This is a genomic window from Rhodococcus sp. MTM3W5.2, assembly GCF_001984015.1.
Classification (GTDB): Bacteria; Actinomycetota; Actinomycetes; order Mycobacteriales; family Mycobacteriaceae; genus Rhodococcus_G; species Rhodococcus_G oryzae.
Genome location: NZ_CP019572.1, coordinates 2,637,633 through 2,649,540, shown reverse-complemented (window position 1 = coordinate 2,649,540; position 11,908 = coordinate 2,637,633). Strand labels below are relative to the sequence as shown.

The 11,908-nt window shown below is 69.1% G+C and carries 8 protein-coding genes; 6 read left to right on the top strand and 2 right to left on the bottom strand.

Annotated features, from left to right (window positions below):
* The first annotated feature begins 181 nt into the window (after positions 1–181).
* The 6 genes from tkt (at position 182) to BTZ20_RS12180 (ending at position 8,485) form a co-directional block, all read left to right on the top strand.
* Positions 182–2,284: a transketolase gene (gene tkt / locus BTZ20_RS12205; RefSeq protein ID WP_077041536.1), complete on the top strand. Its 2,103-nt coding sequence runs from the start codon at positions 182–184 to the stop codon at positions 2,282–2,284.
* Between the two features lie 5 nt (positions 2,285–2,289).
* Positions 2,290–3,423 carry a transaldolase gene (gene tal, locus BTZ20_RS12200; protein WP_077043662.1) on the top strand — a complete coding sequence of 378 codons (1,134 nt, stop codon included), beginning with the start codon at positions 2,290–2,292 and terminating at the stop codon, positions 3,421–3,423.
* A complete protein-coding gene (zwf, locus tag BTZ20_RS12195; RefSeq protein ID WP_411269127.1) occupies positions 3,368–4,972 on the top strand; it encodes a glucose-6-phosphate dehydrogenase in 1,605 nt (534 codons plus the stop codon). Before tal ends, zwf begins: the two co-directional genes overlap by 56 nt.
* 19 nt (positions 4,973–4,991) lie before the next feature.
* Positions 4,992–5,900 carry a glucose-6-phosphate dehydrogenase assembly protein OpcA gene (gene opcA / locus BTZ20_RS12190; RefSeq protein WP_077041534.1) on the top strand — a complete coding sequence of 303 codons (909 nt, stop codon included), beginning with the start codon at positions 4,992–4,994 and terminating at the stop codon, positions 5,898–5,900.
* Entirely contained in the window at positions 5,893–6,642 is a 750-nt protein-coding gene (pgl, locus tag BTZ20_RS12185; RefSeq protein WP_077041533.1) for a 6-phosphogluconolactonase, read from the top strand. Before opcA ends, pgl begins: the two co-directional genes overlap by 8 nt.
* A gap of 346 nt (positions 6,643–6,988) precedes the next feature.
* Positions 6,989–8,485 (top strand): HNH endonuclease signature motif containing protein, encoded by a 1,497-nt coding sequence (locus BTZ20_RS12180; RefSeq protein WP_083742639.1) that lies wholly within the window; start codon positions 6,989–6,991, stop codon positions 8,483–8,485.
* On the opposite strand, the gene BTZ20_RS12175 is transcribed toward BTZ20_RS12180, so the two are convergent.
* Entirely contained in the window at positions 8,395–9,015 is a 621-nt protein-coding gene (locus BTZ20_RS12175; RefSeq protein WP_077041532.1) for an isochorismatase family protein, read from the bottom strand. The genes BTZ20_RS12180 and BTZ20_RS12175 overlap by 91 nt on opposite strands.
* Positions 9,016–9,052: 37 nt before the next feature.
* Positions 9,053–11,869 carry a phosphoenolpyruvate carboxylase gene (gene ppc, locus BTZ20_RS12170; RefSeq protein ID WP_077041531.1) on the bottom strand — a complete coding sequence of 939 codons (2,817 nt, stop codon included), beginning with the start codon at positions 11,867–11,869 and terminating at the stop codon, positions 9,053–9,055.
* Between the last annotated feature and the right edge of the window lie 39 nt (positions 11,870–11,908).

Here is an 11,908-nt window from a genome sequence, read left to right as displayed (position 1 = left end):
GACGGCAGGGCGAACAGATCCGAACCGCAGGTCGCACTTACGCCGGTTCCAGCACAGACCGCCCGGTCTCGACACGGCCCTTCGTCCGATCGACCGGGATGCGCCCGAGCACTAGTGTTGTCCCGGAACTACCCTTGGCGTTACCGCGTCGCCGTACCCCACTGTCAGGAGACTTCTGCTCGTGTCGATCACAGACGAGATCCGCGTCCTCACCCAGCCGGTGCACCCCACCGACTGGACGGAGCTAGACACCAAGGCCGTGGACACCGCCCGTGTCCTCGCCGCCGACGCCGTGCAGAAGGTGGGGAACGGCCACCCCGGCACCGCGATGAGCCTCGCGCCGCTCGCGTACACGCTCTTCCAGCGTGTCATGCGCCACGACCCCTCGGACGCCGAATGGGTGGGCCGCGACCGGTTCGTCCTTTCCTGTGGACACAGCAGCCTCACGCTGTACCTGCAGCTCTACTTGTCGGGCTACGGCCTCGAGCTCTCCGACATCGAGGCGCTGCGTACCTGGGGTTCGCTGACCCCCGGCCACCCCGAGTACGGCCACACCGTTGGCGTCGAGATGACCACCGGACCGCTCGGCCAGGGCCTGGCCTCGGCCGTCGGCATGGCGATGGCGGCACGCCGCGAGCGCGGGCTGTTCGACCCGGACACCGCCGAGGGCGCCAGCCCGTTCGACCACAACATCTACGTCATCGCCTCCGACGGTGACCTGCAGGAGGGTGTCACCTCCGAGGCCTCCTCGCTCGCGGGTGTCCAGCAGCTCGGCAACCTGATCGTCTTCTACGACGACAACGAGATCTCCATCGAGCACGACACCGCCATCGCGTTCGGCGAGGACGTCGCCAAGCGCTACGAGGCGTACGGCTGGCACGTGCAGCGCGTGGAGGGCGGCGAGAACGTCTCCGCGATGCTCGACGCCGTCGCCGCAGCGCAGGCCGTGACCGACAAGCCGTCGATCATCGTGCTGCGCACCATCATCGGCTACCCCGCCCCGACCAAGATGAACACCGGCGACGTGCACGGCGCGGCGCTCGGCGCGGACGAGGTCGCCGGCGTCAAGGTGGCGCTCGGCTTCGATCCCGAGAAGTCGTTCGACGTGGACCCGGCCGCGCTGGCGCACGCCCGCGAGGTCGCGGTCCGCGGCGCCGCCGCGCGTGCGGCCTGGGATTCCGAGTTCGCGGCCTGGGCGGCTCGCGAGCCCGAGCGCAAGGCGCTCTTCGACCGCCTGCAGGCAGGCGAGTTCCCCGCCGGCTGGACCGACATGCTGCCGACCTGGGAGCCCGACGCCAAGGGCGCCGCCACCCGCAAGGCCTCCGCCAAGGTGCTCAACGCGCTCGGCCCGATCCTGCCCGAGCTGTGGGGCGGTTCCGCCGACCTCGCGGGCAGCAACAACACCACCATCGACGGCTCGGATTCCTTTGGTCCGGCGTCGATCTCGACGAAGGACTGGACCGCGCAGCCGTACGGCCGTACCCTGCACTTCGGCATCCGCGAGCACGCGATGGGCTCGATCCTCAACGGCATCGCGCTGCACGGCCCGACCCGCCCGTACGGCGGCACCTTCATGGTGTTCAGCGACTACATGCGTCCGGCCGTCCGGCTGGCCGCGCTGATGAAGACGCCCGCGATCTACGTCTGGACGCACGATTCCATCGGACTCGGCGAGGACGGCCCGACCCACCAGCCGATCGAGCACCTCGCCGCGCTGCGCGCGATCCCGAACCTCGCGGTGATCCGTCCTGGTGACGCCAACGAGACGGCGCACGCGTGGAAGACCGCCCTGGAGAACAAGACCGGGCCGACCGCGCTCGCCCTGACCCGCCAGGACATCCCGGTGCTCGAGGGCACCAAGGCCGGATCCGTCGACGGCGTGGCGCGCGGCGCCTACGTCCTCGCGGAGGCCTCCACCGGCACCCCGGAGGTCATCCTGCTGGCCAGCGGCTCCGAGCTGTACCTGGCCGTCGAGGCCAGGGAGGCCCTCGAGGCCGACGGCATCGGCACCCGGGTCGTCTCGGTCCCCTGCCTTGACTGGTTCCAGGAGCAGGACCAGGAGTACCGCGATTCGGTGCTGCCGCCCGCGGTCCGCGCCCGCGTCTCCGTCGAGGCCGGCATCGCGATGCCGTGGTACCGGATCATCGGCGACGCCGGTGAGGCCGTCTCGATCGAGCACTTCGGTGCGTCCGCCGACCACAAGACGCTGTTCCGCGAGTTCGGTTTCACGGCCGAGGCCGTCACCGCCGCTGCCCGCCGCACCCTCGACCGAGTGAAGGGTTGATCTCGATGAGCGATTCAGTACAGAACGCCAACCTCGCCGCGCTGTCGCAGGCCGGGGTGTCGGTGTGGCTCGACGACCTGTCCCGCGGCCGCCTCGAGTCCGGCAATCTCGCGGCACTCGTCCGGGAGAAGAGCGTCGTCGGTGTCACCACCAATCCGACCATCTTCCAGGGCGCCATCACCAAGGGTCACGAGTACACGATCCAGCTCAAGGAGCTCGCAGGCAGAGGCGCGAACGTGGATGACACGGTCCGCGCGCTGACCACCGACGACGTCCGCGACGCCTGCGACGTGCTGGCCCCGCAGTTCGAGGCCAGCGCGGGCGTGGACGGCCGCGTCTCCATCGAGGTCGATCCTCGACTGGCCCACGAGACGGACGCGACCGTCGCGCAGGCGATCGAGCTGTGGAAGATCGTCGACCGCCCGAACCTGCTCATCAAGATCCCGGCCACCCTGGCCGGGCTGCCCGCGATCACCCGGGTGATCGCGGAGGGCATCAGCGTCAACGTCACGCTGATCTTCTCGGTGGAGCGGCATCGGGCCGTCATGGACGCCTACCTGGCCGGCCTCGAGGCCGCGAAGGCCGCGGGCCACGACCTCTCCCAGATCCACTCGGTCGCCTCGTTCTTCGTCTCCCGCGTTGACTCGGAGATCGACGCCCGCCTCGAGGCCATCGGCACCGAGGAGGCGCTGGCCCTGCGCGGCAAGGCCGGGCTCGCGAACGCGCGCCTCGCCTACGCGGCATACCAGGAGGTGTTCGAGGGCGGCAGCACCTACGCGGCGCTGGCGGCCGCGGGCGCCCGTGTGCAGCGTCCGCTGTGGGCCTCGACCGGCGTGAAGAACCCCGACTACTCCGACACGCTCTACGTCACGGAGCTGGTCGCGCCGAACACGGTGAACACGATGCCGGAGAAGACGATGGACGCGGTGGCCGATCACGGCGTCATCGCAGGCGACACCATCACCGGTACCGCCGCCGCCTCGCAGCAGGTCTTCGACGCGCTTGCCGCGGTCGGCGTCTCGCTTCCCGAGGTGTTCGAGAAGCTGGAAACCGAAGGAGTCGACAAGTTCGAGGTCTCCTGGAATGAGCTGCTCGAAGCCATTTCCGGGGAACTCGCGGCCGCGTCCGACAAGGGCTGACCCGGTGCCGGGCACGGGCTCCGCGCCGCGGTGGGACAACCCACTCCGGGACGAGAGGGACAAACGACTGCCGCGAATCGCGGGCCCGTGCGCACTGGTGATCTTCGGGGTCACCGGCGATCTCGCACGCAAGAAGCTGATGCCGGCCGTGTACGACCTTGCCAACCGGGGCCTGTTACCGCCCGGCTTCGCCCTGGTCGGCTTCGCCCGAAGGGACTGGGCGGCAGAGGACTTCGGCAAGGTCGTCCACGACGCGGTCAAGCAGCACTCCCGCACCCCCTTCCGCGAGGAGGTGTGGGAGCGGCTCGCCGAGGGAATCCGGTTCGTGCAGGGCAGCTTCGACGACGATGCCGCGTTCGTCGAGCTGACCAAGACCCTGCGTGATCTCGACGAGGAGCGCGGCACCGGCGGCAACCACGCGTTCTACCTGGCCATCCCGCCCGCCGCGTTCCCCACCGTGTGCGAGCAGCTGTCCAAGTCCGGGCTCGCGCAGCCGGTCGAGGACCAGTGGCGGCGAGTGGTCATCGAGAAGCCGTTCGGGCACGACCTGGAGAGCGCGAAAGAGCTCAACGCGGTCGTCAACACGGTCTTCCCCGAGGACTCGGTGTTCCGCATCGATCACTACCTCGGCAAGGAGACGGTGCAGAACATCCTGGCGCTGCGCTTCGCAAACCAGCTGTTCGACCCGATCTGGAACGCGCACTACGTCGACCACGTGCAGATCACCATGGCCGAGGACATCGGCCTCGGCGGCCGGGCCGGGTACTACGACGGCATCGGGGCCGCCCGCGACGTCATCCAGAACCACCTGCTGCAGCTGCTCGCATTCACCGCGATGGAGGAACCCGTCAGCTTCGAGCCCTCGGAGCTGCAGTCCGAGAAGATCAAGGTGCTCTCCGCGACGAGGCTCGCGGAGCCCCTCGACGAGACCACCGCGCGCGGTCAGTACGCGGGCGGATGGCAGGGCGGCCAGAAGGTCGTCGGCCTGCTCGACGAGGAGGGCTTCTCGAAGGACTCCACCACGGAGACCTTCGCCGCGATCACCCTCGAGGTGGACACCCGCAGGTGGGCGGGCGTTCCGTTCTATCTCCGCACCGGAAAGCGGTTGGGCCGCAGGGTCACCGAGATCGCGGTGGTGTTCAAGCGGGCGCCACACCTGCCGTTCGACAAGACCATGACCGAGGAACTCGGCCAGAACGCGCTGGTGATCCGGGTGCAGCCGGACGAGGGCGTGACGATGCGGTTCGGTTCCAAGGTGCCGGGGTCCTCCATGGAGGTCCGCGACGTCAACATGGACTTCAGCTACGGCCAGGCGTTCACCGAGTCCTCCCCCGAGGCCTACGAGCGCCTGATCCTCGACGTGTTGCTCGGCGAGCCGTCGCTGTTCCCCGTCAACGCCGAGGTCGAGCTGTCCTGGAAGATCCTCGACCCGGTGCTCGAGCACTGGGCCGAGTCCGGCAAGCCCGAACCGTACGAGGCCGGCACCTGGGGTCCGGAGTCGGCGCAGGAGATGCTCCGTCGCACCGGACGTGAATGGAGAAGGCCGTGACAATCGTGGAGGCGCTCCAGTGATCATCGACATCCCCTCGACGACCACCGAGAAGATCAACAAGAAGCTCGTCGAGGTCCGCGAGACCGGCGGTGCGGTGACCCTCGGTCGGGTGCTGACGCTGGTCGTCTGCACCCTGGACAGCGAGAACGCCGAGGACGTCATCGACGCGGCCAACGAGGCCAGTCGCGAGCATCCGTGTCGGGTGATCGTGGTCGCGCGCGGCGACCGGGCCGCGGAGACGCGGCTCGACGCCCAGATTCGGGTCGGCGGCGACGCGGGCGCATCGGAGGTCGTGGTGCTGCGGCTGCACGGCGAGCTCGCCGACCACGAGAGCAGCGTGGTCGTGCCGTTCCTGCTCCCCGACACCCCGGTGGTGGCGTGGTGGCCCGACAAGAGCCCGCCGTTCCCCGCGCAGGATCCGGTGGGGCGGTTGGCGATCCGCCGCATCACGGATGCGACCGGCGCACGGGACCCGCTGGCCACCATCAAGTCGCGGCTGCAGTCGTACACCGCGGGCGACACCGACCTCGCGTGGAGCCGCATCACCTACTGGCGGGCGCTGCTCACCTCCGCGCTCGATCAGCCGCCGTACGAGCGGATCGTCTCGGCGACCGTGTCCGGCCTCGCCGAGGAGCCCGCCGTCGACATGATCGCCGGTTGGCTGGCCAGCCGGATCGACGGGCCGGTCCGGCGGGTGGCGGGCGAGCTGAGGGTCGTGCTGGAGCGCGAGAGCGGGTCGGTGACGCTCAGCAGGCCGCAGACCGGCAAGACCGCGACCCTTAGCCGACTCGGGGCGCCGGATTCCCTTGTCTCGCTTGCTCGTCGAGAAACTCGTGATTGCCTGGCCGAGGAGCTGCGCCGCCTCGACCCGGACGAGATCTACCACGCGGCGCTCTCCGGGCTGACGAAGGTGAACTATGAGTGACAACGTGAGCGTGCAGACCTACGCCGATTCCGATGAGCTGGTGACGGCCGCGGCCGCCCAGTTCGTCGACGTGATCGTCGCCGCGCAGGCCGAGCGCGGCGAGGCCGCGGTGGTGCTCACCGGCGGCGGGAACGGGATCGGGCTGCTGCGCAAGGTCCGGGAGAACCCGGGCGCCGTCGACTGGTCCAAGGTCGACTTCTACTGGGGCGATGAGCGATTCCTGCCCCGGGGCCATCCGGACCGCAACGAGGTCCAGGCGCACGAGGCGCTGCTCGACCACGTCCCGGTCACGCCTGCTCGCCTGCACCCGATGCCGTACGGCGACGGGCTGTACGCGGGCGACCCCGATGCCGCGGCCGTCGCCTACAGCCACCTGCTCAGTGCGCACGCCGGGTCGAACTCGATCCCCGAGTTCGATGTGCACCTGCTCGGCATGGGCGGCGAGGGCCACATCAACTCGCTGTTCCCGGACACCGATGCCGTGCGCGAGGACAAGCGGTTCGTCGTGGGGGTCACCGACTCCCCCAAGCCTCCTGCGCAGCGGGTCACCCTGACGCTTCCGGCCGTGCGGCGGGCCAAGCGCGTGTGGCTGCTGGTCGCGGGCGCGGACAAGGCCGAGGCCGTGAGCGCTGCGCTGACCGGCGCTCGCCCCGTGGACATCCCGTCGGCCGGTGCGATCGGTTCCGAGTCGACCATCTGGATGCTCGACAAGGCCGCTGCCGCGGACCTGCCCGCGAGCTGACGCTCAGCCCTCATCTGGTTCGTCCTCCACGACTGGAGGACGGACCGGATGCACTTCGGGGGCACCCCACACCTCCCGCGATCCAGTAGGTCTGCATCCACTCCGGATCGCGGGCCGGTTTCGCGATCGCTTGTCGATTCCCCCACGCCACGCTGCCTGCGCTCCTGAGCAGTCGGTCATCACAGAACTCCCCCTCGGTCTTTTGCGACCGTTGGGGAGTTTGACGCGGGGACGGGCGCTGCGGTTCCACCGTTAGGTCGGCTACGGAGTTGGGCGCACACACAGCACTCCACAAGAGCGCCCGAATCCCGCGCACTCGAACATACATTCGAGTACGATTGGCCCTATGGAACTCAACGAGTTGCTGGATGCGCCGCAGGATGTGGCCGCCTGGCGCCTCGACGAGACCGAACTGCTGGCCCTTGTACCTGCCCTGTCGTTGATGATGCGACGGTGTGAGGCGCTGCGGGTTCGGATGATGCACGAGATCGACCAGCGTTGTGTCGCCGAGAATGCCGGGGCGTCCTCGCCCGGAGCATGGCTGGCAGTGGCCACGGGCCTGACGCCGGGCCGTGCGAATCAAGTGGTCACGCTCGGGAATCAGTTGGTGCAGTATCCGGCCGTCGCGACCGCGTTCGATTCCGGGGCGATCGATATCGACCATGTGCGGGTGATACTGGGGTTTCTCACTTCGCTCCCCGACAACCTCGCCGACCGGTCCGCGGCTGATCGCGACCCCAATGGCACAGATTCTGACGATGCCAACCTCCCGTGGAACGCGGCCGACGTCGACGCAGCCACGGCGTGCGCTGAGTACCTGCTCTTCGCAGCCCACGACGAAGACTCACTCGTCCTCGCCAAGCGAGCCCGCGCACTCAGACAAGTCCTCGAATCCGAGGATGACGGAAAACCCAGAGCCGCAGAGAATCCCGACCTCAACGAGTTCTTCGCCTCACCCACCCTCGGCGGGCGAGTCCATCTCAAAGGCACCCTGGACGCCGAGTCCGGCGAACTCCTCCTCACCGCGCTGTCGGCACTCTCCAAGCCGCGCCCCGGCGCAACCAGCAGAGATGGAGCCAGCGACCGGGACGACCGCACCCCCGCGCAACGCCGGGCCGAGGCACTCACCGACATCGTCCGCGCCTATCTGAACTCCGGCCAGGCACCCGGCGAAGGTGGCGAACGACCCAACCTCACGGTCTTCGTCGATGCCAACGACCTCGCCTCCGCGTCCGGAGCACCCGACGCGCCAGTGCCCGACAGTCACGCACCCCACAGATCAGCTGCCCGCAGGCGCGGGCCTGCCTGGATGCCATGGCTCGGCCCGATCTCACTGCGGCTCGCTGCCCGCATCTCCTGCGATGCCGTCATCACCCCCATCACCATGGACAACGAGGGCACCCCGCTCGATGTCGGCCGCAGCACCCGACTCGTCAACAGGAAACTGCGTCGAGCACTCCACGCTCGCGACGGCGGATGCGCCTTCCCAGGCTGCACCAGACCCGCCGCCTGGACCGAGGCGCATCACATCAAACACTGGTCCAACGGCGGCCATACCAAACTGTCGAACCTGGTACTACTCTGCCGATTTCACCATCAGCTCATCCACAAGGACGACTGGGAAGTCTTCATGGGGACGACGGACACCCGTGGTTCCGCCCGCCCAGATGGATCGACTCCCAACGATCACCCAGGCCGGCTCACAACCGGCAGAACCGATTCACCTTCGCCGCTTGAGTTTCTGGCATGTCATCACCTCGCGATGATCTCGGCAACCGGAACCACCCGTCCGGTGAGCTCTGTGATGAGTCCGAGCGCTGTCGCGTGCCTGCCCTTCGTATAGTCGGCGGTTGCCTCGACTGCGACGAAGGACTGCACATTGCGCGCGAACGCATTGAAGGTCGTCGCGAGGATGCCCCCCGACGCGAAGACGCCCGCGACGACCAACTGGTCACGACCGGTGCGGCGTAACTCCTCGGCGAGGTCGGTTGCGAAGAAGGCACTGTAACTGCGCTTCTTCACCCACGTCACGCCCGATGCGAGCGAGTCGATCGCCATCTCGGCCGATTGACACTCCGTCGGACCCATCCCCCATAGTTCCCCGAGCAGGCCGCGCTGCCTCAGCTCGGTAGCCGCGCGAGGGGCGCTCCCAATGACGGGCACTCCCCGGTCTGCTGCCCAGTCCACCAACCGGGACGTCTCGGCTACCACTCGCGAACGAACCCCGCTCGCCAGCACATCCGCATAGTAGGGCTGGAGGTCGTGGACGAGCAGCGCGGACCGCTCGACGTCCAAAGTCCACGCCGGGCATCCGGACATCGCGAGCAGGTCGCGCGAGTCGTAGTCCTCGACCGTCACGTCGAAGGTCGCCATCGGCGATCGTCCCTTCCCTCGCCCGAACGCCGATCCGCTATCCGCTGTTGCGCAGCGCGGTGGCCAGTCCGTTCATCGTCAGCTGGATGCCGCGCCGCACCAGATCGCTGTCGTCGCCGGATCGGTACCGTCGCAGCAACTCCACCTGCAGGTGGTTCAGCGGCTCGAGGTACGGGAACCGGTTGTGCACCGACCTCCGCAGTCCCGGGTTGTCGGCGAGCAGGTCGTCGTTACCGGTGATCGCCTTGTACATCGCGATCGTCCGCGCGTGCTCGGCGGTGATCTTGCCGAATACCCTCTCCCGCAACGCCACATCCGGCACCAGCTCCGCGTACCGCGCCGCCAGGCCCATGTCCGACTTCGACATGACCATCGCCATGTTCGAGAGCACGGTACGGAAGAACGGCCACCGCTCGTACAGCTCCGTGAGCCTCGCCAGGCGCGCCGGATCGCCGCCGACCCACTCCTCGAATGCCGTCCCCGTGCCGTACCAGCCCGGCAGCATCACGCGGGACTGGCTCCAGGACAACACCCACGGGATCGCCCGCAGGTCCGCGATCGACTTGGTGGCCTTCCGCGAGGCAGGCCGGCTGCCGATGTTCAGCGCGCCGATCTCGGCGACCGGCGTCGAGGTGGTGAAGTACTCCACGAACCCGGGGGTGTCGTGCACCAGGTCGCTGTACGCAACCCGGGCCGCAGCGGCCAGCTCGTCGAGCACCGCGTACGCCGGTTCCGCATCCGTGCCGAGCCCCTCCACATCCAGCAGCGTGGACTCGAGCGTCGCGGCGAGCAGGGTCTCCAGATTGCGGTGCGCCAGTCGGGGTTCCGCGTACTTCGCCGCGATCACCTCGCCCTGCTCGGTGATCCGCAACGACCCCGCCACCGCGCCGGGCGGCTGCGCCAGGATCGCCTCGTAGCTCGGTCCCCCTCCTCGACCGACGGTTCCGCCACGGCCGTGGAAGAGCCGCAACCGGATCCCCGCCGACCGCGCGGCCTCAACCAGGTCCAGCTCCGCCCGGTACAACGCCCAGTTCGCCGCCAGGTACCCACCGTCCTTGTTGGAGTCCGAGTACCCCAGCATCACCTCCTGCCGCCCGCCGCGCGCGGTCAGCAGCGCGCGGTACACCGGCACGTCCAGCACCGCGGTCAGCGTCGCCGCACCGCCTTGCAGGTCCTCGATGGTCTCGAACAGCGGGACGATCCCGACCGGGCACGAGGGCGCGGACCCGTTCGCCCCCGGATCGAGTAGGCCGACCTCCTTGAGCAGCACCGCCGCCTCCAGCATGTCGCTGACGGAGGTGCACATGCTGATGATGTAGTTCGGGATCGAGCCTGCCCCGATGCTCTTGACGGCCTCCGCCCCCGCCGCCAGGATCGCCAGTTCGGAGGTGGTCAGCTCGCCGAACCGGGCCCCTGGACCCACCAGCGGCCGCCGCATCCCGAGCTCCGCCGTCAACAACGCGACCCGCTCCTGCTCGGACAGCGACGGGTAATCCGGATGCACACCCGCCCAGGCGAACAGCTCCGCGATCACCTGCTCGTGCACCTCCGAGTTCTGCCGCATATCCAGCCCGGACAGGTGGAACCCGAACGCCTGTACCGACTCACGCATCGTCGCGAGCCGATCCTCGGCCACCAGTTCGTCGCCGTGCCCGCGCAGCGAGGCGTCGATCACGTCGAGGTCGGCGAGCAGCTCCGCCGCCGTGCCGAACGGCTCCAGACCCGGCTGGTGAAGGGCAGACCTCGACAGCGCGACCTCGGCCCCGCCCAGGATGCGGACCGCGGTCGCCGTGAGCCGCGCCCGGATCCCGCGCAGCGCACGCCGATACGACTCGTCCGACCGGAACGGTGAGTCGTCGCCCGACGCGTCCGCGAGGGCCCGCAGCGCCGCCGAGGAGTCGACGAGCCGATCCGACATAGACAGTTCCCGTTCGAGGAGCTCGAGCTCGCCGAGGTGGTGTTCGAGCGCGGTGGCCGCGGCCCTCCGCGTCGCCCGGTGCACCACCTCCGCCGTCACGAAGGGATTCCCGTCGCGGTCGCCGCCGATCCAGGACCCCATGGTGAGCATCGGCTCGGCCAGCAGGTTCGCCTCCGGCCAGCGGCGCCGGAGCTCCCCGCGCAGCTGGGCGTTGATCCGCGGCACCACCTCGAACAGGGCCGCGTCGTAGTACCGCAGGCCCACCTCGATCTCGTCCTGGATCCGCAACCGCGACAGCCGAATCAGGGCGGTCTGCCACAGGGTGAGGATCTGCCGGTGCAGGTCGCGGTCGACCGCCGCCAGTTCGCCCGGGTCCAGCTCCGTGCGCTCGCGGAATCGCATCAGCTCGGTGATCCGATGCTGGGTCTCGAACACGGTCCTGCGGCGGGTCTCGGTCGGGTGCGCGGTGATCACCGGCACCACCGATGCGCCCTCGAGCTCGTGGGACACAATCGCCGGATCGAGGTGCGCAGCATCGAGTTTCCGGTAGGTCGCGGCGAGGCTGCTGTCCTGCGGCGGCTCCCCTGCCCGGACGTGGACGGCCCGGCGCCGCTCGCGGTGCAGGTCCTCCGCGAGGTTCGCCAGCAGGGCGAAGTGACTGAATGCGCGGATCACCGGGATCGCGACGCCGACATCGACGCTCGAGAACAGGGCGGCCAGCTCGGCGCGATCGATCTCCGATCGGCGCACCCGGAACGACTCGACCCGCGCGCGCTCGACCAGTTCGAAGACCTCGTCGCCCGCCTGCTCGCGGATGATCTCGCCGAGAATCCCGCCGAGCAGCCGGATGTCCTCGCGCAGCGGTTCGGTGGCCTCCCGCGGAGGCTCGGCCGGATGGTGGGGACGCGGACCCTCGTGCACGGGCAACGGGTTCATGGAACCAGTATCGGTGCTCAGCCCCGTCCCGGCAGGATC